The following is a 22,287-nucleotide window of genomic DNA, read 5'->3' as shown; positions in this document are numbered from 1 at the left end:
CCAAAACCGTGCGATTTCGCCACACTCAACGTTGATCCCGGGCAGAAAAAACACGGATTTAAATAGGGACGTATAACGTCGATTTGCGGGGTTTCAGGCGCCTGGATCGCTCATGCCGATACCCTGCTTCCGCAGCAGCCAATAACGGCGCGGCTGTTGTTGTGTCCCTATATTTATGCACTATGACATAGCATCATTTAAATTAGGGTCATACCCCTTTTGTTTCTGTTGCACCCTACTCCCGGCGGGGGTATTGTCCGACTCCTGCACTGCAACATTAAACGCAGGCCCACTGCGGAGCGCGCCATGCCCCAAATTACCCCGACCGAATCCTGTCCCACCTCCAAGGCAGTTGCCATCGATGCGACCCGCATCGGCCTGCCTTCGGCCCAGGGCCTGTACAACCCCAAGAACGAACATGATGCCTGCGGCGTCGGCTTCGTTGCCCACATCAAGGGCAAGAAAAGCCACGCGATCATCCAGCAGGGTCTGAAGATTCTGGAGAACCTGGACCACCGCGGCGCGGTCGGCGCAGACAAGCTCATGGGCGATGGCGCAGGCATCCTGATCCAGATCCCCGACACGCTTTATCGCGACGAACTCAGCCAGCAAGGCATCATCCTGCCCCCGCCCGGCGAGTACGGCGTGGCGATGGTGTTCCTGCCCAAGGAAACGGCCTCGCGCCTGGCCTGCGAACAGGAACTCGAACGCTCCGTGCGCGCCGAGGGTCAGGTCGTGCTGGGCTGGCGCGACGTGCCGGTGGACGTCGACATGCCCATGTCGCCCACCGTCCGCGACTGCGAACCCGTTATCCGCCAGCTGTTCATCGGCCGCGGCGCCGACGTGATGGTCCCGGACGCGCTGGAACGCAAGCTGTACGTCATTCGCAAGACCGCCAGCCACGCCATCCAGAACATGCATCTGGCGCACGGCAAGGAATACTTCGTTCCGTCGGCCTCGGTGCGCACCGTGGTCTACAAGGGCCTGCTGCTGGCCGATCAGGTCGGCCGCTACTACCGCGACCTGGCCGACACCCGCACGGTGTCCGCGCTGGCGCTGGTCCACCAGCGTTTCTCGACCAACACGTTCCCCGCCTGGCCGCTGGCCCACCCGTACCGCATGATCGCCCACAACGGCGAAATCAACACGGTCAAGGGCAACTTCAACTGGCTGCGCGCCCGCGAAGGCATGATGCAGTCGGCAGTCCTGGGCGACGACCTGAAAAAGCTGTACCCCATCGTCTACGAAGGCCAGTCGGACACCGCGACGTTCGACAACTGCCTGGAACTGCTGGTGAATTCGGGCTACTCGCTGGCCCACGCCATGATGATGATGATCCCGGAAGCCTGGGAACAGCACACGCAGATGGACGAAAGCCGCCGCGCTTTCTACGAATATCACGCCGCCATGATGGAGCCGTGGGACGGCCCCGCCGCGGTCGCGTTCACCGATGGCCGCCAGATCGGCGCCACGCTGGACCGCAACGGCCTGCGTCCCGCCCGCTACCTGGTCACCGATGACGACATGGTCATCCTGGCGTCGGAAGCCGGCACGCTGTCGATTCCCGAAAACCGCATCGTCAAGAAGTGGCGCCTGCAGCCGGGCAAGATGTTCCTGATCGACCTGGAACAGGGCCGCATCATCGACGACGCCGAAATCAAGCTGCAACTGGCCAACAGCCGTCCGTACCGCCAGTGGATCGAACGCCTGCAGATCAAGCTGGAATCGCTGCCCGCCCCGCGTCAGGTCGCCGTGGCCACGCAATCGGCCGTGTCGCTGCTGGATCGCCAGCAGGCATTCGGCTGGACCCAGGAAGACTACAAGTTCATCCTGGAGCCCATGGCTTCGAGCGGCGAGGAAGTCATCGGCTCGATGGGCAACGATGCCCCGCTGGCCGTGCTGTCGGACCGCGCCAAGCCGTTCTACAACTATTTCCGCCAGTTGTTCGCGCAGGTCACGAACCCGCCGATCGACCCCATCCGCGAACAGCTCGTGATGTCGCTGGTGTCCTTCATCGGTCCCAAGCCGAACCTGCTGGACATCAACAACGTCAACCCGCCGCTGCGTCTGGAAGTGTCCCAGCCGGTGCTGGACTTCGCCGCGATGGCGCAGATCCGCGACATCGATCAGGTCACGGGCAAGAAATTCCGCAGCTTCGAACTGGACATCACGTATCCCGCCGCCTGGGGTCCCGAGGGCATCGAAGCCCGCGTGGCAGCCCTGTGCGCGCGCGCTGTTGACGCAGTGCGCAGCGGGTACAACATCCTGATCGTGTCGGACCGCCTGGTCGACAGCGAGCGCGTGGCCATCCCCGCGCTGCTGGCCACGTCGGCCGTGCACCAGCACCTGATCCGCGCCGGCCTGCGCACCAACACGGGTCTGGTCGTCGAGACCGGTTCGGCCCGCGAAGTGCACCACTTCGCGCTCCTGGGCGGCTACGGCGCAGAAGCCATTCACCCCTACCTGGCGCTCGAATCGCTGGGCAAGATGAATGACCCCGAAAAGGCCGTGAAGAACTACATCAAGGCGCTGGGCAAGGGCCTGAACAAGGTTATGTCCAAGATGGGCATTTCCACGTACATGTCCTACACCGGCGCGCAGATCTTCGAAGCCGTGGGCCTGCAGAGCGCCCTGGTGAACAAATACTTCACCGGCACCGCCTCCAACATCGAAGGCATTGGCATCTTCCAGGTCGCCGAAGAAGCGCTGCGCCAGCACCGCGCCGCCTTCAGCGCCGACCCCGTGCTTGCCAACGACCTGGACGCCGGCGGCGAATACGCCTATCGCGTCCGCGGCGAAGAGCACATGTGGACGCCGGATTCGATCGCCAAGCTGCAGCATGCTTCGCGCGCCAACAACTACCGCACGTACAAGGAGTACGCGCAGATCATCAATGACCAGAGCCGCCGTCACATGACGCTGCGCGGCCTTTTCGAGTTCCGCTTCGACCCGTCGCGCGCCATCCCGCTGGACGACGTCGAGCCGGCCAAGGAGATCGTCAAGCGCTTTGCCACCGGCGCCATGTCGCTGGGCTCGATCTCGACCGAAGCCCACTCGGTGCTGGCCGTCGCGATGAACCGCATCGGCGGCAAGTCCAACACCGGCGAAGGCGGCGAGGACGAACTGCGCTACCGCGCCGAAATGCGCGAAGGCAAGAGCACCATCAAGGACGGCGACACGCTGGCCTCGGTGCTGGGCACGGACCGCATCGAAGCCGACGTCGAACTCAAGAAGGGCGACTCGCTGCGTTCGAAGATCAAGCAGGTGGCGTCAGGCCGTTTCGGCGTGACCGCCGAGTACCTGTCGTCCGCCGACCAGATCCAGATCAAGATGGCGCAGGGCGCCAAGCCCGGCGAAGGCGGCCAGCTGCCCGGCCACAAGGTGTCGGAATACATCGCCAAGTTGCGCTACTCGGTGCCGGGCGTGGGTCTGATCTCGCCCCCGCCGCACCACGACATCTACTCGATCGAAGACCTCGCACAGCTCATTCACGACCTGAAGAACGTCAATTCCAAGTCCTCGATCTCGGTCAAGCTGGTGTCCGAAGTCGGCGTCGGCACGGTGGCCGCGGGCGTGGCCAAGGCCAAGGCCGACCACGTCGTGATCGCCGGCCATGACGGCGGCACGGGCGCATCGCCGGTGTCGTCCATCAAGCACGTGGGCACGCCCTGGGAACTGGGTCTTGCCGAAACGCAGCAGACGCTGGTGCTGAACCGTTTGCGCAGCCGCATCCGCGTGCAGGCCGACGGCCAGATGAAGACCGGCCGCGACGTCGTCATCGGCGCGCTGCTGGGCGCCGACGAATTCGGCTTCGCGACCGCGCCGCTGGTCGTCGAAGGCTGCATCATGATGCGCAAGTGCCACCTGAACACCTGCCCGGTGGGCGTGGCCACGCAGGATCCCGCGCTGCGCAAGAAGTTCCAGGGCAAGCCCGAGCACGTCGTGAACTTCTTCTTCTTCATCGCTGAAGAAGTCCGCGAAATCATGGCCCAGCTGGGCATCCGCAAGTTCGACGACCTGATCGGCCGCGCCGATCTGCTCGACATGCGTTCGGGCGTCGAGCACTGGAAGGCGCAAGGCCTGGACTTCACCCGCGTGTTCCACCAGACCGTCTCCGACGCCGAAGTGCACCAGACCGAAGAGCAGGATCACGGCCTGGCTGGCGCGCTGGATCACCTGCTGATCGAGCGCAGCAAGCCCGCGCTGGAGCGTGGCGAGAAGGTGTCGTTCATCGTGCCGGTGCGCAACCGCAACCGCACGATCGGCGCGATGCTGTCCGGCGCCGTGGCCTCGCGCTACGGCCACGACGGCCTGCCCGACGACACCATCCACATCCAGTGCAACGGCACCGCCGGACAGAGCTTCGGCGCGTTCCTGGCGCACGGCATCACGATGGATCTGGTGGGTGAAGGCAACGACTACGTGGGCAAGGGCCTGTCCGGCGGCCGCATCATCGTGCGCTCGCCCAACGACTTCCGCGGCTTCGGCCCCGACCACATCATTGCCGGCAACACCGTGCTGTACGGCGCGCTGGCAGGCGAGGCGTTCTTCAACGGCGTGGCGGGCGAACGCTTTGCCGTGCGCAACTCGGGCGCGGCCACCGTCGTGGAAGGCACAGGCGACCACGGCTGCGAATACATGACCGGCGGCACCGTCGTCGTGCTGGGTTCCACCGGCCGCAACTTCGCGGCGGGCATGTCCGGCGGCGTGGCGTACGTCTGGGATCCGGACCGTACGCTCAAGCACCGCGTGAACCTGTCGATGGTGGAGCTGGAATCGGTGGTGCCGCACGCCGAGCAGCAGTCGCTGAACAACATCGACATCTGGCACAGCGCGCAGCGCGGTGGCGAACGCGAGACGGACGAGTCCATCCTGCGCCGCCTGGTGGAAGACCACTTCCGCTACACCGGCAGCTACCGTGCCCGCGAAATCCTGGGCGACTGGGAAGCCTCGCGTGGCAAATTCGTGAAGATCATGCCGACGGACTACCGCCGTGCATTGGGTGAAATGTGGCGTGCAGCCAACCCGCAACAACTGGCTGCGTGAGGGATACCATGGGAAAGATCACTGGATTTATGGAATTTCAGCGTCTGCAGGAGGCCTCCGAGGCCCCGCAGAAGCGGCTGAAGAACTGGCGCGAATTCGTGCTGCACCTGACCGACGATCAGGCCAAGCAGCAGGCGGCGCGCTGCATGGACTGCGGCATCCCGTTCTGCAACAACGGCTGCCCGGTCAACAACATCATCCCGGACTGGAATGACCTGGTGTACAAGCAGGACTGGCGCCGCGCGCTGGACGTCCTGCACTCCACCAACAACTTCCCGGAGTTCACGGGCCGCATCTGCCCGGCGCCCTGCGAAGCCGCCTGTACCTTGAACATCAACAGCGACGCTGTCGGCATCAAGTCCATCGAGCACGCGATCATCGACAAGGGCTGGGCCGAGGGCTGGGTCGCGCCGCAAGTGCCGGCGCGCAAGACGGGCAAGAAGGTTGCCGTCGTGGGCTCCGGCCCTGCCGGCATGGCGTGCGCGCAGCAACTGGCGCGCGCGGGCCACTCCGTGACCTTGTTCGAAAAGAGCGACCGCATCGGCGGCCTGCTGCGCTACGGCATCCCCGACTTCAAGCTCGAAAAGCACCAGATCGATCGCCGCATCTCGCAGATGGAAGCCGAGGGCGTGGAATTCGCGCCGTCGACCTACGTCGGCGATCCGAAGGATCCCGTGGCCGACGGCCTGACGGTGCGCACGCCGAAATCGCTGCTGGCCGAATTCGACGCCGTCGTGATGAGCGGCGGCTCCGAGACGCCGCGCGATCTGCCGGTGCCGGGCCGTGAGCTCGACGGCGTGTACTTCGCCATGGACTTCCTGCGTCAGCAGAACAAGGCCGTGGCGGGCGACCGCCTCACCAACCAGACGCTGGCCAAGGGCAAGCACGTGGTGGTGATCGGCGGCGGCGATACGGGTTCCGACTGCGTCGGCACCAGCAACCGCCATGGCGCCGCATCGGTCACGCAGTTCGAACTGATGCCCCAGCCGCCCGAGTCCGAAAACAAGACCATGACGTGGCCGTACTGGCCGCTGAAGATGCGCACGTCGTCGTCGCACGAGGAAGGCTGCGAGCGCGACTGGTCGGTGACCACCAAGCTGCTCAAGGGCGCCAACGGCAAGGTCGAGCAACTGGTCGGTGCACGCGTCGAATGGTTCAAGGACGACGCCACGGGCCAGATGAAGATGCGCGAAGTCGAAGGCTCCGAGTTCGAGATCAAGGCGGACCTGGTGCTGCTGGCCATGGGCTTCGTGTCGCCGGTGCAGAACGTGCTGGACGCGTTCGGCGTGGATCGCGATGGCCGCGGCAATGTGCGCGCCAATACCGACGACTACCGCACCAACGTGGAGAAGGTTTTCACCGCCGGCGACATGCGCCGCGGCCAGTCGCTGGTCGTGTGGGCGATCCGTGAAGGCCGCCAGTGCGCGCGTTCGGTCGATGCCTATCTGATGGGAAGCAGCGAACTGCCGCGTTGATCGTATTGCGACACATCAACGCCGCCGGACGCCTTGCGCGCCGGCGGCGTTTTTTTTGCCTTGCGTTGCGGTTAACCGCAGGTGTTGCGGCATAACCACTTTCTGAAAACGGTCTTTTCACGATTTGACACACGTCAAGATCGGGGACGGGGCGGTCTGAGAACCTGTCGTCTCACCCCACACGGAAAGATCGGAGAAGAAAATGTTTTCGCTGAACGGGCGTATCCGCGCCACCGCCATTGCTGGTTTGATCGCTGCCGGCGCATTCGCCGCTCCCGCCCATGCCCACGAAGCCGGCGATATCCTGTTCCGCGTCGGCGTGACGCAAGTCCGCCCCTCGCAGAACAATGGCTCGGTGCTCGACGGCAGCGTCAAGCTGGATGTGAGCAACAACGTGCGCCCCAGCTTCACCCTGGCCTACATGGCCACCCGCAACATCGGCATCGAACTGCTGGGCGCCTGGCCCTTCCAGCATGACGTCAGCGGCAGCAACCTGGGCAAGATCGGCTCCACCAAGCAACTGCCCCCCACGCTCAGCCTGCAATGGCACATCCTGCCCGACAGCATGATCCAGCCCTACATCGGCGTCGGCATCAACTACACCCACTTCTTCGACACCAAGGCCGAAGGCGCACTCAAGGGCTCGAACCTGAAGCTGGGCGATTCCTGGGGCGTGGCCGCGCAACTGGGCGCGGACATCAAGATCAACGACCGCTGGTTCATGAACGCCGACATCCGCTACATCGACATCAAGTCGAAGGTGACGCTGGACGGCCAACGTGTCGGCACCGCGCGCATCGATCCGTGGGTCGCCACCATGGGCATCGGCTACCGTTTTTGATCGCTGACCTGATCGCTGACCTGACGATGCGCGCGGCCTCGCGCGCATCGCTCAATCCTGCGGCGGCGCAAGCCGGCTACGCAGGGCCTGCAACGCCGGCGTGTCGTCGTCGGCACGCCAGACCAGCTGGGTAAGCGCCTGCCCCTGGGGTCCGGACAACGCGCCCACGCGCACCGAATGCTCCGCCCCCAGCACCGCCAACACCGACCGCGGCACGATCGCCACGCCGGTTCCCGCTGCCACACACGCCACGATGGCGTGATACGACGCAAACTCCATCACCTTGCCGGGCGCAATGCCTTCCTGGTTCAACCACGATTCCAGGATGCGCCGATATGAGCAGCCCGCCGCAAAGGCGATGACGCTGCGGTTGCCCAGGTCTTTCGGACTGCCGATCGGGTCCCAGGCCAACGGCGAGATCAGCGCCAATTCCTCCTTGAACGCATCCATCGCCGCCAGTCCCTCTGCGGGAAAGGGCTGCGCCACGAAGGCGGCTTCGATCTCGTAATTGCGCACCTTGGCGGCCAACGCGCCCGACGTACCGGTGACCAGTTCGATCCTCACCTGCGGCCAGGCCGCGTGATAGGCCGCCAGGATGGGCGGCAGGCGGGCGGCGGCCGTGCTTTCCATGGTGCCGATGCGCAGCACGCCTTGCAGGGCGCCTTCCCGGACCGCCGCCTGCGCCTCATCGGACAGGCGCAGCAGGCGGTCGGCGTAGGACAGCAGCACGCGGCCCTGGTCCGACAGCACCAGCCGGCGGTTCTGCCGCCGAAAGAGCGGCGTTCCCAGCGAGGATTCCAACTGCTTCAGGCGCGTCGACACATTGGACTGCACCCGGTTCAACTGCGCGGCGGCGCGCGCGACGCCGCCCTGATCCGCCACGGTCTTGAAGATCTGCAGCGCATCGAGATCCAAGTTTCTCATTTTGGGAACTCACGTTCTTAATAATTCACTATTCAAGATATTAGTACAGCCGTAGAGTAGGCTCCATGTCAACGCCTGCTTACCCTTCCTCCCGTCCCTCGGCCAGCGCCGCAAGCCTGGCCTGGCCCGCGGCGCTTGCGCTGGCGGCCGCCATGGGCATCGGCCGCTTCGCCTTCACGCCTGTCTGGCCGTTGATGGCGCAGGAGTCCGGCCTGTCGCTGGCGCAGGGCGGCTGGATGGCGTCGGCCAACTACGCGGGATACCTGTTGGGCGCGCTAGCGGCGATCGTCTGGCCCGTGCGCCGGCTCCGTGCCACGCTGGCGGCCAGCCTGGCCGCCGTGGCCGCACTGACGCTGACCATGCCGCTGTTGAACAGCGTGGCGGGCTGGTCGGCGCTGCGGCTGGCCGCGGGCTATGCCAGCGCCAGCGCCTTCATCTGCGTGGTCGCATGGCGGCCGGTGCCCGCTGGCGATCCGCGCGAGGCCGCGGCTTCGGCGGTGACGTATGCCGGCGTGGGGGCGGGCATTGCGCTGACGGGACTGGCCTGTCTGGTCCTGATGGCCTGGGGCGCAAGCGCCGGCGTGACCTGGACCGCGCTGGGCGGTCTGGCGTTGGCGCTGTCGGTCGTGGCGTGGCCCGGGCTCAGCCGGCAATCGCCTCCCGCGCGACGGGCAGCCGCCGACGCGCCGCAAGCCCGCCTGCCGCGCGGCATCGGCGCGCTGTCGCTGCACTACGGCGTCTTCGGGGTCGGCTACATCATTCCCGCCACCTTCCTGCCGGCGATGGCCAAGGAGATCTTTCCGGACCCGGCGATCTTCGGCTGGGCGTGGCCGCTCTTCGGCATGGCCGCGGCGCTGTCCTGCCTGCTGGTCCCGCGGCTGGCGCGCGGCCGGGACGACCGTCAGGTGTGGCGCGGCGCGCAGGCGCTGATGGCGGCCGGCATGCTGACCGTCGCGCTGTGGCATCACATTGCCGCCGTGATCCTGGCGGCGCTGCTGGTCGGCGGCACCTTCATGGTGATCACGCAGGCGGGCATGCTGACCGCGCGCCGCCTGTCCGGCCCGGCGGCGCCGCGCGCTGCCGCCATCATGACGGCGGCATTCGCGGCGGGACAGATTCTGGGGCCGTTGCTGGCCTCGTGGGCGGCGCGCTGGGGCGCCGGCCTGCCGCAGGTGCTGGCGGCCAGCGCGGGGCTGCTGGCGGCGTCGGCCTGGGCGCTGGGAAAAGTCACGACAGATGGCAATGGCGCTGGGCATAATGCCATCGGCCCTTCGGGCCAACCACACAGCAATTAGAAAGCAGGTAAAGAGGAGTCCCCAGCATGAAAGCACTACGCCCCCTGATCGCCGCCCTGGCCGCCACCGCCGCCTTTGGCGGCGCTGCCCAAGCCCAGACCGGCGAGTGGCCCGCCAAGCCCGTGACCATGATCGTGCCCTACGCGCCGGGCGGCTTTGCCGACACCCGCGTGCGCCTGTTGGCGCGCAAGCTGGGCGAATCGCTGGGGCAACCCGTTGTCGTCGAGAACAAGGCGGGCGCCGGCGGCGTGGTCGGCACGAACCTCATCGCCAAGGCCGCGCCTGACGGCTACACGATCGGCACGGGCAACCTGGCCCCGATGGCGGTCAATCCGTCGCTGATGAAGGAAATGCCCTACAACCCGCAGAAGGATCTGGCCCCGATCATCCTGATCGAGAACAGCCCGCTGGTCCTGAGCGTAAACAACGAGCTGCCGGTCAAGACGCTGGCCGACCTGATCGCGCTGGCCAAGAAGGAACCCGGCAAGCTGACCTTCGGCTCATCCGGCGTGGGCGGCGCGCACCACCTGTCGGGCGAGATGTTCCGCGAACAGGCCAACATCGATATCGTCCACGTGCCCTACAAGGGCGGCAGCCTGGCCGCGACCGACCTCATGGGCGGCCACATCGCGATGATGTTCGAAATGGGCTATTCCGCGCTGCCCGCGATCCAGGGCAACAAGATCCACCCGATCGCCGTCACGTCCGCCAAGCGCCTGGCCGTGCTGCCCGACGTGCCCACCATGGCCGAGTCCGGCCTGCCGGGCTTCGAGTCCTACAACTGGCAGGGCATCGTGGCGCCTGCCGGCACGCCCGCGCCGATCATCGCCAAGCTCAACGCCGAGTTCAACCGCATCCTGAAGGAACCGGATGTGCAGAAGGCCATTGCCGACACCGGCAGCCAGGCCGGCGGCGGCACGCCCGAGGAATTCGCCGCCTTCATCAAGACCGAAAGCGACAAGTGGGCGCACGTCATCAAGGCTGGAAACATCCAGCTTCAATAACCTCCCAGGAGTTTTCCCATGGCTACCCCTTTGATTGAACTGCTCAAGCTGACCCACCCCATCATCCAGGCGCCCATGGCGGGCGGCGCCACCACGGTGGACATGGTGGCCGAGGCATCAAAGGCGGGCGCCCTGGGATCGCTCGGCGGGGCCTACATGACGCCCGAACAGATCGAAGCGGCGGCCGAAGGGATCCGCGCCCGCACGGATCGCCCGTTTGCCATCAATCTGTTCGCGTCCGTAACGCAGGAGCCCATGCAGGGCGATGCGAGCCGGATGCTGGCCCTGATGGCGCGCTACCACGAGCAACTGGGGCTGCCTGCACCCGAGGCCCCCGGCCCGCAGGCCGATCCGCTGCCGGGGCAACTCGAGGCCGTGCTGCGCATCCGGCCCGCCGTCCTCAGCTTCACCTTCGGCCGCCTGCCGGCCGCAACGCTGGCCCGCTGCCGCGAGTTGGGCATTCTGACGGTGGGCACGGCCACGACAGTCCGCGAGGCGCAGGCGCTGGAGCTGGACGGCGTCGACGCCATCGTGGCGCAGGGCGCAGAGGCGGGCGGCCACCGTGGCACTTTCCTGGACGCCTTTGAGGCATCCCTGATCGGCACCATGGCGCTGGTCCCGCAGGTGGCGGACGCCGTCTCGGTTCCGGTCATCGCATCCGGTGGCATCATGGACGGGCGGGGCATCGCGGCCGCCTTGGCCCTGGGCGCCGACTTCGCGCAAATGGGGACGGCTTTCCTCACCACGGAAGAATCCGGCATCAGCGACGCCTACAAGGCGGTCGTGTCCGCCTCGCGCGCCGAACAGTCCCGGATCACCCGCGGCTTCTCCGGCCGCCCGGCCCGCGGCATCGCCAATGCCTTCATGCGGGATGTGGACGCCATCGCCGGCGACATCCTGCCGTATCCGCTGCAGAACGCGCTGACGCGGCCCATGCGCACGGCAGGCGGCAAGAGCGGCAATATCAATGTCCTGTCCCTGTGGGCCGGCCAGGGCGCGCCGCTGGCGCGGCGGGAGTCGACGGCCGAATTGATTCAGCGCCTGGCCCGGGAAACGGCGGCCGCGCAGACGCGGCGCTGAGCGCTGGCGGCGGCTTGGCCCGGGAATGGGTGTCTGACACCCGGGTAGAAGGCGTGTGTGCTGGGCCAGTGCCTCAAGGGTGTCAGACTCCCAAGGCGGTCGGCCCGGAATGGGTGTCTGACACCCGGGTAGACGGCGTGTGTGCTGAACCAGTGCCTCAGGGGTGTCAGACACCCATGGAGCAATGGCAAACGCCGATCAGCACCGAATCGGGGACGGCCGAATTGTTCCTGAAGCCGAAAACACTGTTCCACGGGCGGCCACTCCAATTGTGATTGCACAGCGTCGGGCTACAATGGCGCCTCGCCGCCGGGAGCGAACGCTTACGCTTGCCCCGGCATCTGAGTAACAGGGCGCTTCCCGACGCAGCCTGTCTTGCCCGCGCCGGCCAGGTCTTCGGTCCCGCGTGTCGACAGGACAGCAGGGCAAGCTCCGCCGCCGAAACTCCCTTTCGTTGCCCATGCCCGCTCAAACCAGCAGCACCCCGGAATTCGCCCTGCGCCTGGAAGGTGTGGCGCTTGGCTACGGTGATTTCACCGTCTTGCGCGATATTTCCATGGACGTCCGGGCGGGCCAGGTGGTGGCAGTCATGGGCGGCTCCGGCTCCGGCAAGACCACGCTGCTGCGTGCGGCCACCGGCCAGATCACCGCCCAGCAGGGCCGCGTGCTGGCATTTGGCCAGGATATCGGCGCCGCCTCCCGCACCGAAGTGCAGTCCCTGCGCAAGCGCATGGGGGTGCTGTTCCAGCAGGGCGCGCTGTTCACCGACCTGAACGTCTTCGAAAACGTGGCGTTTCCGCTGCGCGAACACACCCGCATCAGCGAGGCCGAGGTCACCGACCGCGTGCTCGACAAGCTGGATGCCGTCGGGCTGCGCGCCGCCGCGCACCTGAAGGTCTCCGAAATCTCCGGCGGCATGGCCCGGCGCGTGGCGCTGGCCCGCGCCGTGGTCCTGGAGCCGGAACTCATCCTGTACGACGAACCCTTTGCGGGGCTGGACCCGATCTCGCTGGGCATCACCGCCCGCCTGATCCGCAGCCTTGCCGACCGGCTGGGCTGCGCCTCGGTGCTGATCACCCACGACGTGCAGGAATCCTTTGCCATCGCGGACCAGGTCTACCTGGTGGGCCGCGGCCAGTTGGCCGCCGCCGGCACGCCGCAGATGCTGGCCGCCTCGCCGGACCCGTACGTGCAGCAATTCCTCAAAGGCCAGCCGGACGGTCCGGTCGCGTTCCAGTATCCCGAAACGCCCGCCTTCCAGAAGTGGCTGTCGCAACAGAAAGGGCGCAAAGCATGAGCGCTTCCAATAACGCTATCGCCATACTCGGCCACTGGGTGCGCTCCCGAGTCGCCGCCATTGGCTACTTCACCCGTTTCTTCGGCGCCATGCTGGCGCGCAGCGGCATCGCGCTGTCGCGGCCGCGCCTGGTGTCGCAGCAGGTCCACTTCATCGGCAATTATTCGCTGCTGATCATTGCCGTTTCCGGCATGTTCGTGGGCTTCGTGCTGGGCCTGCAGGGTTATTACACGCTGAACCGCTACGGCTCCGAAGAGGCCCTGGGCCTGCTGGTGGCCCTGTCGCTGGTGCGCGAGCTGGGTCCCGTGGTCACCGCGCTGCTGTTCGCGGGCCGCGCCGGCACCTCGCTCACCGCCGAGATCGGCCTCATGAAAGCGGGCGAACAACTGTCGGCCATGGAAGTCATGGCCGTCGACCCGATCCGCCGCGTGCTGGTGCCGCGCCTGTGGGGCGGCATCATCGCGATGCCCATCCTGGCGGCGGTGTTCTCCATGGTGGGCATCCTGGGCGGCTGGGTCGTGGGCGTGCTGCTCATCGGCGTGGACGCGGGCGCCTTCTGGTCGCAGATGCAGAGCGGCGTCGATGTATGGAAAGACGTCGCCAACGGCGCCATCAAGAGCGTCGTCTTCGGCGTCACGGTGACGCTGGTGGCGCTTTATGAAGGCTGGCAGGCCAAGCCCACCCCCGAAGGCGTTGCCCGCGCCACCACGCGCACCGTGGTCGTGGGCTCCCTGGCGGTTCTCGGGCTGGACTTCCTGCTCACCGCCTTGATGTTTGGAAATTGATACGGATCGATCATGTCACGCGAAAAAACCGACTTCTGGGTAGGCCTGTTTGTATTGCTGGGCGCGATCGCGCTTGGGTTCCTGGCGTTGCGCGCCGGCAACTTGAGCACGTTTTCCTTTGCCCCGACCTATACCGTGACCGCCAACTTCGATAACGTAGGCGGCCTCAAGGTGCGCGCGCCGGTCAAGAGCGCGGGCGTGGTGGTGGGCCGGGTCACGGGCATTTCCTTCGACGACAAGACGTTCCAGGCGATCGTCTCGGTCGATCTGGAAACGGCCTACCAGTTCCCCAAGGACTCGTCGGCGGCCATCCTGACCTCCGGCCTCTTGGGCGAGCAATACCTGGGCCTGACCGCCGGCAGCGAGGAAGATAACTTTACCGACGGCGGAAAAATCCGCTATACACAAAGCGCCGTGGTCCTGGAGCAACTGATCAGCCAGTTCCTGTACGGGTCGGCGGAAAAGCAAGGCACGACCGCCGCGCCGGAATCTGCCCCGAAGGCGCAAGATTAAAGGCGCGGCGCGATCAAGCCGTTACAACGCTGCGTCTCGCCGTCGCGATAACAAAAGAATTGTTGATAGGGATATCCGGATCATGAATAAGAAAGCTATTTCCCGAATTGCCACCGTCGCCGCCGCGGGCGCGCTGATGGCTGGTTGCGCCGCCCCCAAGAATCCGGATCCGCGCGACCCCTGGGAAGGCTTCAACCGCGGCGTCTACCAGTTCAACGACACGGTCGACCGCGCGGTGTTCAAGCCCGTTGCGCAGGCCTACACGTTCGTGACGCCGCAGCCGGTGCGCAGTTGCATCCACAACATCTTCAGCAACGTCGGCGACCTCTGGTCCGGCACCAACAGCTTCCTGCAGGGCCGCGGCCACGACTTCGTCAACACGCTGGGCCGCTTCCTGTTCAACACGACCATGGGCGTGGGCGGCTGCTTCGACGTCGCCTCGGCCAATGGTGCGCGCAAGATCCCGAACGACTTCGGCACCACACTGGGCGTCTGGGGCTTCAGCCAAGGCCCGTACCTGGTGCTGCCGTTCTTCGGCGCCTCCAGCGTGCGCGATGGCATCGGGCTGGCGGGCGACTTCTACGGCACGACCTACGGCTACATGGGCGTGGACTCGATCGACAACATCCGCCTGCGCAATTCGCTGTGGGGCCTGCGCGTCGTCGATACGCGCGCCAACCTGCTCGACACCACCGACACCATCGACCGTGTGGCGCTCGACCCGTACAGCTTCGTGCGCGACGCCTTCCTGCAACGCCGCGCCGCCATGGTGCTGGGCCATCGCGTCGATGAAGAAGGCTCGCTGCCCAACTACGAAGACGACGGCGACGACGACACCCCCGCCGCGCCCGCGCCGGCCCCCGTGCCTGCGCCGCAACCCGCGAACAAGTAAGCTGAGGCCTTGCGCTTTCGGTATCTGAAGGAGATTTGATGCGATTTTCCATTCCCTCCCTGTTGCAGCGCCTGGTGTTCACGGGCCTCGTCGGCCTGGCGGCCGCCACGGCCGCGCACGCCAAGCCGGACCCCAACGGGCCGCCCGAGCAGTTCGTCTTGACCGCCGCCAACGAGGCCCTCGATGTCCTGAAGTCCGACGGCGCGCTGCGGGCCGGCAACACTGCCCGCATCAACGAAGTCGTCGACCAGCACATCCTGCCGTACGTCAACTTCCAGAAGACCACGCGCCTGGCCGCCGGCCGCTACTGGCGCCAGGCCTCCGAGCAGCAGAAAACCGCGCTGGCCGAAGCCTTCCGCGGCACGCTGATCCGCACGTACAGCGGCGCGCTGACCCGCGTCACGTCCAGCACCACCATCACCGGCCTGCCGTTCCGCGGCGATCCCAAGGCCGACGACGTGGTCGTACGCACGCTGATCAGCCAGTCCAACAGCCAACCGGTGGGCGTTGACTACCGCCTGGAAAAGACGCCGCAGGGCTGGAAGATCTACGACATGAACGTCGAAGGCATCTGGCTGATCGAGAACTACCGCAACCAGTTCGCCCAGCAGATCAATCAGAACGGCATCGACGGCCTGATCCAGGCGCTGAACCAGCGCAACAAGTAAAGCTCCGCTCAGGCTTGCTTCGGCCCGGCGCGCCCCCTCGGGGGTCCGCCGGGCCGATTGTTTTGGGGACGCAACATCGCGCCGCCCCCAACGCCGCCGGGGCCATCCCCGGTTCCCGCCACATCGCGCTTATATAATGGTCAATTCGCTCTTTTCGGGCCATCTCCCCCCGTCATGTCCGCCGTCAGCCTAGAAAACGTCTCCAAGATCTACTCGCCGCGCCAGCGCGGCTGGCAGAAGCTGCTCGGGCGCACGCCCCGTCCGGGCTTTCAGGCGCTGGACAACGTCAGCCTGAATATCGAGCACGGCGAATTCTTCGGCCTGCTCGGCCCCAACGGCGCGGGCAAGACCACGCTTATTTCCATCCTGGCGGGCCTGGCGCATGCCACCTCGGGCCGCGCCACCGTCTGTGGATACGACGTCGTGGCCGACTACAAGTCGGCGCGGCGGGCGCTTGGCGTCGTGCCTCAGGAATTGGTCTATGACCCGTTCTTTACCGTGCGCGAGACGCTGCGCATCCAGTCCGGCTATTTCGGCCTGCGCAAGAACGACGACTGGATCGACGAAATCCTGTTCAACCTGGGCCTGGCCGACAAGGCCAATTCCAACATGCGTGCGCTGTCCGGCGGCATGAAGCGCCGCGTGCTGGTGGCGCAGGCGCTGGTGCACCGGCCGCCGGTCATCGTGCTGGACGAGCCGACCGCGGGCGTGGACGTGGACCTGCGCCGCACGCTGTGGGAATTCATCTCGCGGCTGAACAAAGCCGGCCACACCATCATGCTGACCACGCACTACCTGGAAGAAGCCGAGGCGCTGTGCAATCGCATCGCGATGCTCAAGGGCGGACGCATCGTGGCGCTGGATACCACGCAGGCTCTCCTGGCTCGCGTGGGCGGCGTGGACCTGGAAGACGCCTTCGTGCGCATCATGCACCAGGACGACGAGCCTGGCGCGCGCGCCCTGCAACCCGAAGAGATCTCATCATGACCCAGCCCGCCACGTCTGCCGGCCAGCCGCTGGTGCAGCCCCGCCTGGACGCGGGATCCGGTTTTCCCACGCTGCTGCGCAAGGAATTGCTGCGCTTCTGGAAGGTCAGCTTCCAGACCATCGCCGCGCCCGTCATCACGGCGCTGCTGTACCTGCTGGTGTTCGCGCACGTGCTGGAAGGGCGCGTGACGGTGTACGGCACCGTGCCCTACACGTCGTTCCTGATCCCCGGGCTCATGATGATGAGCATGCTGCAGAACGCGTTCGCCAACCCGTCCTCGTCGCTCATCCAAAGCCGCATCACCGGCAACCTGGTCTTCATGCTGCTGCCGCCGCTGTCGCACCGGGACATCTTCGGCGCCTACGTGTTGGCCGCCATCGCGCGCGGTCTCGCGGTCGGCCTGTGCGTCTGGGCCGTGGCGCTGTTCTTCGTGCCGCTGGCGCCCGCGCATCCGCTGTGGGTGCTGGTGTTTGCCGTGCTGGCGTGCGGCATCATGGGCACGCTTGGGCTGATCGCGGGCCTGTGGTCCGAGAAATTCGACCAGCTCGCGGCCTTCCAGAACTTCCTGATCATGCCGGCGACCTTCCTGTCCGGCGTGTTCTATTCCATCCACACGCTGCCGCCGTTCTGGCAAAGCGTCTCGCACTGGAACCCCATCTTCTACACCATCGACGGATTCCGTTACGGATTCTTCTCGGTGTCGGACGTCTCGCCCTGGCACAGCCTGGCGGTGGTGACGGCGGTGTTCCTCGCGCTCTCGACTTACGCGCTGCGGCTCCTGTCCAGCGGCTACAAACTCAGGAACTGACGTCCATGCTTCCCACTCCCGCGCAAGTCCGCCAATACATCGCTGATGGCCTGCCCTGTGAACATCTCGACGTGCAGGGCGACGGGTCGCACTTTGATGCCGTCATCGTCAGCAATGCCTTCGAAGGCAAGCGTCTGATCCAGCGTCACCAGCTCGTCTACGCCGCGCTGGGCGACCGCATGAAGGCCGAGATCCATGCGCTGTCGCTGCGCACCCTGACCCCCGCCGAATACAACAAAGCGGGCGAATGATGGACAAGCTACGCATCACCGGCGGCGCGCGGCTGCACGGCGAGATCTCGATTTCCGGCGCCAAGAATTCGGCCCTGCCGATCCTGTGCGCGGGTCTGCTGACCGCCGACACGCTGGTCCTGTCCAACGTGCCGCGCCTGAACGACACCGGCACCATGCTGCGCCTTCTGGCCCAGATGGGCGTGCGCGCCGAGCGCGCCGAAGACGGCGTGGTCACGCTGCAGGCCGGCAACGTCGACAGCCTGGAAGCGCCGTACGACCTGGTCAAGACGATGCGCGCCTCGATCCTGGTGCTGGGTCCGCTGGTCGCGCGCTTTGGCGAGGCACGCGTCAGCCTGCCGGGCGGCTGCACCATCGGCCAGCGTCCGGTCGACCAGCACATCAAGGGCCTGGCCGCACTGGGCGCGGAAATCAGCATCGAGCACGGCTTCGTCGTGGCGCGCGCCAAGCGCCTGAAGGGCGCCTCCATCCGCACCGACATGGTCACGGTCACCGGCACGGAAAACCTGCTGATGGCCGCCGTGCTGGCCGAAGGCCGCACCGTGCTGGAAAACGCCGCGCGCGAACCCGAAGTCGTGGACCTGGCCGAACTGCTCATCAAGATGGGCGCCCGCATCCAGGGCCACGGCACCGACCGCATCGTGATCGACGGCGTCGACCGCCTGCACGGCGCCGAGCATCGCGTCATCTCCGACCGCATCGAAGCCGGCACCTTCCTGTGCGCGGTGGGCGCGGCCGGCGGCGACATCCTGCTCAAGAACGCCGATGCCGGCATCCTGGGCGCGACGCTGGACAAGCTGATCGAAGCGGGCCTGACCATCGAAACCGGCCCGGACTGGATCCGCGGCGCCATGGACAAGCGTCCCAAGGCCGTGGGCTTTCGCACGCACGAGTATCCGGGCTTTGCCACCGACATGCAGGCCCAACTGATGGCGCTGAACGCCGTGGCCGACGGCACGTCGGTCATCGTCGAGACCATCTTCGAAAACCGCTTCATGCACGTGCAGGAACTGCGCCGCATGGGCGCCCAGATCGACATCGACGGCCACACCGCCATCGTGCGCGGCGTGCCGCGCCTGTCGGGCGCCACCGTCATGGCGACCGACCTGCGCGCCTCGGCCAGCCTCGTCATCGCCGGCCTGGCCGCCGACGGCGACACGCTGGTCGACCGCATCTACCACCTGGATCGCGGCTACGACCAGATGGAAGTGAAACTGCGCGCCCTGGGCGCGAATATCCAACGAGTTACCGGCAAGGAACAGGCTCAATGAGCAATGCCTCCGTCACCCCCCTGACCCTGGCGCTGTCCAAGGGCCGCATCTTCGAAGAAACCATGCCGCTGCTGGCGGAAGCCGGCATCGACGTTCCGGAAAACCCGGAAAGCTCGCGCAAGCTCATCCTGCCCACCAGCGATCCCGGCCTGCGCCTTATCATCGTGCGCGCTTCCGACGTGCCCACGTACGTGCAGTACGGCGCGGCCGACCTGGGCATCGCGGGCAAGGACGTGCTGATCGAGCACGCCAAGGAACAACCCGGCGGCCTGTACCAGCCGATCGACCTGAACATCGCCAAGTGCCGCCTGGCCGTGGCCGTGCGCAACGGCTTCGACTACGAGGCCGCCGTCCACCAGGGCGCGCGCCTGCGCGTGGCCACCAAGTACGTGCAATCAGCCCGTGAACACTTCGCGGCCAAGGGTGTGTACGTCGACATCATCAAGCTGTATGGTTCGATGGAACTCGCGCCGCTGGTCGGCCTGGCCGACTGCATCGTCGACCTGGTGTCCACCGGCGGCACGCTGCGCGCCAACGACCTGGTTGCCGTGGAAGACGTCATGCCGATATCGTCGCGCCTGATCGTCAACCAGGCTGCACTGAAGACCCGCGGCGACCGCCTGCAACCGCTGCTGGACGCCTTCGCAAGAGCCGCCTCCCGCAACGTCTGATTCCCGACCGCCCGCCGCGCCCGGCGCGGCGGGCGATACCCGATACCGTTTCCTGCTTTGCTCCATGACGCCATGGCCCTGATCAATCGTCTCGACTCCCGCGATCCCGGTTTCAAAACCGCCCTGTCCACGCTGCTGGCCTTCGAGGCCACCGAGGACGAATCCATCGACCGCGCCGCCGCCAGCATCCTGGCCGACGTGCGCACCCGCGGCGACGCCGCGCTGGTGGAATACACGCAGCGGTTCGACCGCATGCCGGACGCGGCGGTCCATACGCTGGAGATCCCCAAGGCCGATTGGCATGCGGCCCTGGCCGCGTTGCCGGCCGCCCAGCGCAATGCGCTGGAAGCCGCCGCCGACCGCGTGCGCGCCTACCACGAGCGCCAGCGCGCCGAGACCTGGACCTACACCGAAGCCGACGGCACGCTGCTGGGCCAGCAGGTCACCCCGCTGGACCGCGTGGGCCTGTACGTGCCCGGCGGCAAGGCGGCCTATCCGTCGTCGGTGCTGATGAACGCCATCCCGGCCAAGGTCGCGGGCGTGCAGGAACTGGTCATGGTCACGCCCACGCCTGACGGCGTGCGCAATCCCATCGTGCTGGCCGCGGCCGCCATCAGCGGCGTGGACCGCGTGTTCGCCATCGGCGGCGCGCAGGCCGTGGGCGCGCTGGCCTATGGCACCGATACCGTGCCGGCCGTGGACAAGATCGTCGGCCCGGGCAACGCCTACGTCGCGGCCGCCAAGCGCCGCGTGTTCGGCGTCGTCGGCATCGACATGATCGCCGGCCCCAGCGAAATCCTGGTCATCTGCGACGGCAAGACGCCGGCCGACTGGATCGCCATGGACCTGTTCTCGCAGGCCGAGCACGACGAACTGGCCCAGTCCATCCTGCTTTGCCCCGACGCCGCCTTCATCGAAGAAGTCGAAGCGTCCATCGCCCGCCTGCTGCCCACCATGCCGCGCGCCGACATCCTGCGCGTCAGCCTGGCCAACCGCGGCGCGCTGATCCTGGTGCGCGACCTGGAAGAAGCCTGCCAGATCGCCAACGACATCGCCCCCGAGCACCTCGAAATCTCCACCGAGCAGCCCGAGGTCTGGACCGCCCGCATCCGCCACGCCGGCGCCATCTTCATGGGCCGTTTCAGCTCGGAAGCGCTGGGCGACTATTGCGCCGGCCCGAACCACGTGCTGCCCACCTCGCGCACGGCGCGCTTCTCGTCGCCGCTGGGGGTCTATGACTTCCAGAAGCGTTCCAGCCTGATCCAGGTCTCGCACGCCGGCGCGCAGACGCTGGGCCGTATTGCCGCCGAACTGGCGCTGGGCGAGGGCCTGCAGGCGCACGCCGCCAGCGCCCAGTACCGGATCGACAAGCCATGAGCGCGGGACCGGCGGACGTCGCCGGCCGCATCGAAGGCACCGTCCGCGCCGACATCCGCGAGTTGGCGGCGTACCCGGTCGCCCATGCCGAAGGCTGCATCAAGCTGGACGCCATGGAGTGCCCGTACGAGCTGCCCGAGGCCGTGCGCGACGACATCGCGCGCGCTGTTCGCGATCTGCCCCTGAACCGTTATCCGTCCGCCGACCTGTCCGCGCTCGAGGCCGCCGTCAAGACGGCCTTTGGCGTACCGGACGCCGCGGACGTGCTGTTCGGCAACGGCTCGGACGAACTCATCCACCTGATGGTGCAGGCGTGCTGCAACCCGGGCGACGCGGTGCTGTCGCCCTGGCCGTCGTTCGTGTATTTCGACATGGCGGCCCGCTTCGATCACGCGCGCTTCGTGGGCGTGCCGCTGACCGCGGACCTGGCCTTGGACCTGCCGGCCATGCTGGCCGCCATCCGCGAACACCAGCCCAAGCTCGTGTTCCTGGCCACCCCCAACAACCCCACCGGCGGCCTGTGGTCGCCGGAAGACGTCAACGCCATCATCCAGGCCGCGCCGGGACTGGTGGTGATCGACGAGGCCTACCAGCCGTTCGCGGACTACACCTGGATGCCGCAGGTGCTGGATGCGCCCAACGTCGTCGTCATGCGCACGGTGTCCAAGATCGGCCTGGCCGGCCTGCGTTTCGGCTACCTGGCCGGGCATCCCGCGTGGATCGCCGAGTTGAACAAGGTGCGTCCGCCGTACAACCTGAACGTGCTGACCCAGGCAACGCTGCTGGCCGTGCTGCGCCACAAGGCCGTGCTGGACGAGCAGGCCGCCCGGCTGCGCGCGGACCGCGAACCGCTGGCCGCGGCACTGGCGCAACTGCCCGGCGTCAGGGTATTCCCTTCCGCCGCCAACTTCATACTCGCCCGCTTTTCCGGCAAGCTCGATGGCAACGCCGTGCATCTTGCCCTGAAAACGCGCAAAATATTGATTCGCAACTTCTCCAATGCCCATCCGCTGCTGGCCAACTGCCTGCGCATCTCGGTGGGCGCCCCGGCCGAGAACGCCGCCTTGCTGGCTGCCCTGCAAGAGATCTTGAGTGCTTAAC

General features: G+C 66.6%; 19 protein-coding genes. 18 read left to right on the top strand and 1 reads right to left on the bottom strand.

Annotated features, from left to right (window positions below; genetic code table 11):
• The first annotated feature begins 306 nt into the window (after nucleotides 1-306).
• From RT697_RS03750 to RT697_RS03740, 3 genes are all read left to right on the top strand, one after another.
• Nucleotides 307-5,046 (top strand): glutamate synthase-related protein, encoded by a 4,740-nt coding sequence (locus tag RT697_RS03750; protein WP_313697043.1) that lies wholly within the window; start codon nucleotides 307-309, stop codon nucleotides 5,044-5,046.
• Between the two features lie 8 nt (nucleotides 5,047-5,054).
• The gene (locus RT697_RS03745) at nucleotides 5,055-6,521 is read left to right on the top strand and encodes a glutamate synthase subunit beta (protein ID WP_313697042.1); all 1,467 of its coding nucleotides are present in this window, start codon (nucleotides 5,055-5,057) and stop codon (nucleotides 6,519-6,521) included.
• A 202-nt stretch (nucleotides 6,522-6,723) separates the two neighbouring features.
• Entirely contained in the window at nucleotides 6,724-7,362 is a 639-nt protein-coding gene (locus RT697_RS03740; protein ID WP_313697041.1) for an OmpW/AlkL family protein, read from the top strand.
• A 51-nt stretch (nucleotides 7,363-7,413) separates the two neighbouring features.
• Here RT697_RS03740 and RT697_RS03735 read toward each other — a convergent pair whose 3' ends face one another.
• Entirely contained in the window at nucleotides 7,414-8,286 is an 873-nt protein-coding gene (locus RT697_RS03735) for a LysR family transcriptional regulator (protein WP_313697040.1), read from the bottom strand.
• A 65-nt stretch (nucleotides 8,287-8,351) separates the two neighbouring features.
• Between RT697_RS03735 and RT697_RS03730 the strand changes: the two genes are divergently transcribed.
• The 15 genes from RT697_RS03730 (at nucleotide 8,352) to hisC (ending at nucleotide 22,286) form a co-directional block, all read left to right on the top strand.
• Nucleotides 8,352-9,581, top strand: a complete 1,230-nt coding sequence (locus tag RT697_RS03730) for a YbfB/YjiJ family MFS transporter (RefSeq protein WP_313697039.1) — start codon at nucleotides 8,352-8,354, stop codon at nucleotides 9,579-9,581.
• Nucleotides 9,582-9,607: 26 nt separating this feature from the next.
• Nucleotides 9,608-10,585 carry a tripartite tricarboxylate transporter substrate binding protein gene (locus RT697_RS03725; protein WP_313697038.1) on the top strand — a complete coding sequence of 326 codons (978 nt, stop codon included), beginning with the start codon at nucleotides 9,608-9,610 and terminating at the stop codon, nucleotides 10,583-10,585.
• A gap of 18 nt (nucleotides 10,586-10,603) precedes the next feature.
• Nucleotides 10,604-11,665 (top strand): nitronate monooxygenase, encoded by a 1,062-nt coding sequence (locus RT697_RS03720; RefSeq protein WP_313697037.1) that lies wholly within the window; start codon nucleotides 10,604-10,606, stop codon nucleotides 11,663-11,665.
• Between the two features lie 460 nt (nucleotides 11,666-12,125).
• Complete coding sequence (locus RT697_RS03715) at nucleotides 12,126-12,962, top strand: ABC transporter ATP-binding protein (protein ID WP_313697036.1); 837 nt, start codon at nucleotides 12,126-12,128, stop codon at nucleotides 12,960-12,962.
• The gene (gene mlaE / locus RT697_RS03710) at nucleotides 12,959-13,747 is read left to right on the top strand and encodes a lipid asymmetry maintenance ABC transporter permease subunit MlaE (protein WP_313697035.1); all 789 of its coding nucleotides are present in this window, start codon (nucleotides 12,959-12,961) and stop codon (nucleotides 13,745-13,747) included. Before RT697_RS03715 ends, mlaE begins: the two co-directional genes overlap by 4 nt.
• 12 nt (nucleotides 13,748-13,759) lie before the next feature.
• Complete coding sequence (mlaD, locus tag RT697_RS03705) at nucleotides 13,760-14,260, top strand: outer membrane lipid asymmetry maintenance protein MlaD (protein ID WP_175123902.1); 501 nt, start codon at nucleotides 13,760-13,762, stop codon at nucleotides 14,258-14,260.
• An 82-nt stretch (nucleotides 14,261-14,342) separates the two neighbouring features.
• Nucleotides 14,343-15,152 (top strand): VacJ family lipoprotein, encoded by an 810-nt coding sequence (locus RT697_RS03700; protein WP_313697034.1) that lies wholly within the window; start codon nucleotides 14,343-14,345, stop codon nucleotides 15,150-15,152.
• A 38-nt stretch (nucleotides 15,153-15,190) separates the two neighbouring features.
• On the top strand, nucleotides 15,191-15,820 hold the full coding sequence (locus RT697_RS03695) for an ABC transporter substrate-binding protein (protein WP_313697033.1): 630 nt from the start codon (nucleotides 15,191-15,193) through the stop codon (nucleotides 15,818-15,820).
• 174 nt (nucleotides 15,821-15,994) lie between these two features.
• Nucleotides 15,995-16,807: an ABC transporter ATP-binding protein gene (locus RT697_RS03690; protein ID WP_313697032.1), complete on the top strand. Its 813-nt coding sequence runs from the start codon at nucleotides 15,995-15,997 to the stop codon at nucleotides 16,805-16,807.
• Nucleotides 16,804-17,616 carry an ABC transporter permease gene (locus tag RT697_RS03685; protein ID WP_313697031.1) on the top strand — a complete coding sequence of 271 codons (813 nt, stop codon included), beginning with the start codon at nucleotides 16,804-16,806 and terminating at the stop codon, nucleotides 17,614-17,616. The genes RT697_RS03690 and RT697_RS03685 overlap by 4 nt, the downstream gene beginning before the upstream one ends.
• 5 nt (nucleotides 17,617-17,621) lie before the next feature.
• Entirely contained in the window at nucleotides 17,622-17,867 is a 246-nt protein-coding gene (locus RT697_RS03680) for a BolA family protein (RefSeq protein WP_313697030.1), read from the top strand.
• Complete coding sequence (murA, locus tag RT697_RS03675) at nucleotides 17,867-19,138, top strand: UDP-N-acetylglucosamine 1-carboxyvinyltransferase (RefSeq protein ID WP_313697104.1); 1,272 nt, start codon at nucleotides 17,867-17,869, stop codon at nucleotides 19,136-19,138. Before RT697_RS03680 ends, murA begins: the two co-directional genes overlap by 1 nt.
• Nucleotides 19,135-19,809 (top strand): ATP phosphoribosyltransferase, encoded by a 675-nt coding sequence (gene hisG / locus RT697_RS03670; RefSeq protein ID WP_056565602.1) that lies wholly within the window; start codon nucleotides 19,135-19,137, stop codon nucleotides 19,807-19,809. The genes murA and hisG overlap by 4 nt, the downstream gene beginning before the upstream one ends.
• Before the next feature lie 72 nt (nucleotides 19,810-19,881).
• Entirely contained in the window at nucleotides 19,882-21,186 is a 1,305-nt protein-coding gene (gene hisD, locus RT697_RS03665) for a histidinol dehydrogenase (RefSeq protein WP_313697029.1), read from the top strand.
• Nucleotides 21,183-22,286, top strand: a complete 1,104-nt coding sequence (hisC, locus tag RT697_RS03660) for a histidinol-phosphate transaminase (protein WP_313697028.1) — start codon at nucleotides 21,183-21,185, stop codon at nucleotides 22,284-22,286. The genes hisD and hisC overlap by 4 nt, the downstream gene beginning before the upstream one ends.
• The last annotated feature ends 1 nt before the right edge of the window (nucleotide 22,287 follow it).

Source organism: Achromobacter sp. (assembly GCF_032113835.1).
Classification (GTDB): domain Bacteria; phylum Pseudomonadota; class Gammaproteobacteria; order Burkholderiales; family Burkholderiaceae_B; genus Achromobacter.
Note: the sequence above shows the minus strand (reverse complement) of the source record. Positions and strands in the feature narration are given on the sequence as shown.

Excerpts from the sequence above, each read along its gene's own strand:
- RT697_RS03750 (WP_313697043.1), top strand. The coding sequence starts at position 307 with ATGCCCCAAATTACCCCGACCGAATCCTGTCCCACCTCCAAGGCAGTT.
- RT697_RS03685 (WP_313697031.1), top strand. The coding sequence starts at position 16,804 with ATGACCCAGCCCGCCACGTCTGCCGGCCAGCCGCTGGTGCAGCCCCGC.
- RT697_RS03700 (WP_313697034.1), top strand. The coding sequence starts at position 14,343 with ATGAATAAGAAAGCTATTTCCCGAATTGCCACCGTCGCCGCCGCGGGC.
- RT697_RS03735 (WP_313697040.1), bottom strand. The coding sequence starts at position 8,286 with ATGAGAAACTTGGATCTCGATGCGCTGCAGATCTTCAAGACCGTGGCG.
- RT697_RS03730 (WP_313697039.1), top strand. The coding sequence starts at position 8,352 with ATGTCAACGCCTGCTTACCCTTCCTCCCGTCCCTCGGCCAGCGCCGCA.
- RT697_RS03745 (WP_313697042.1), top strand. The coding sequence starts at position 5,055 with ATGGGAAAGATCACTGGATTTATGGAATTTCAGCGTCTGCAGGAGGCC.
- hisG (WP_056565602.1), top strand. The coding sequence starts at position 19,135 with ATGAGCAATGCCTCCGTCACCCCCCTGACCCTGGCGCTGTCCAAGGGC.
- mlaD (WP_175123902.1), top strand. The coding sequence starts at position 13,760 with ATGTCACGCGAAAAAACCGACTTCTGGGTAGGCCTGTTTGTATTGCTG.
- hisD (WP_313697029.1), top strand. The coding sequence starts at position 19,882 with ATGGCCCTGATCAATCGTCTCGACTCCCGCGATCCCGGTTTCAAAACC.
- RT697_RS03740 (WP_313697041.1), top strand. The coding sequence starts at position 6,724 with ATGTTTTCGCTGAACGGGCGTATCCGCGCCACCGCCATTGCTGGTTTG.
- RT697_RS03680 (WP_313697030.1), top strand. The coding sequence starts at position 17,622 with ATGCTTCCCACTCCCGCGCAAGTCCGCCAATACATCGCTGATGGCCTG.
- RT697_RS03720 (WP_313697037.1), top strand. The coding sequence starts at position 10,604 with ATGGCTACCCCTTTGATTGAACTGCTCAAGCTGACCCACCCCATCATC.
- mlaE (WP_313697035.1), top strand. The coding sequence starts at position 12,959 with ATGAGCGCTTCCAATAACGCTATCGCCATACTCGGCCACTGGGTGCGC.
- murA (WP_313697104.1), top strand. The coding sequence starts at position 17,867 with ATGGACAAGCTACGCATCACCGGCGGCGCGCGGCTGCACGGCGAGATC.
- RT697_RS03725 (WP_313697038.1), top strand. The coding sequence starts at position 9,608 with ATGAAAGCACTACGCCCCCTGATCGCCGCCCTGGCCGCCACCGCCGCC.
- hisC (WP_313697028.1), top strand. The coding sequence starts at position 21,183 with ATGAGCGCGGGACCGGCGGACGTCGCCGGCCGCATCGAAGGCACCGTC.
- RT697_RS03715 (WP_313697036.1), top strand. The coding sequence starts at position 12,126 with ATGCCCGCTCAAACCAGCAGCACCCCGGAATTCGCCCTGCGCCTGGAA.
- RT697_RS03690 (WP_313697032.1), top strand. The coding sequence starts at position 15,995 with ATGTCCGCCGTCAGCCTAGAAAACGTCTCCAAGATCTACTCGCCGCGC.
- RT697_RS03695 (WP_313697033.1), top strand. The coding sequence starts at position 15,191 with ATGCGATTTTCCATTCCCTCCCTGTTGCAGCGCCTGGTGTTCACGGGC.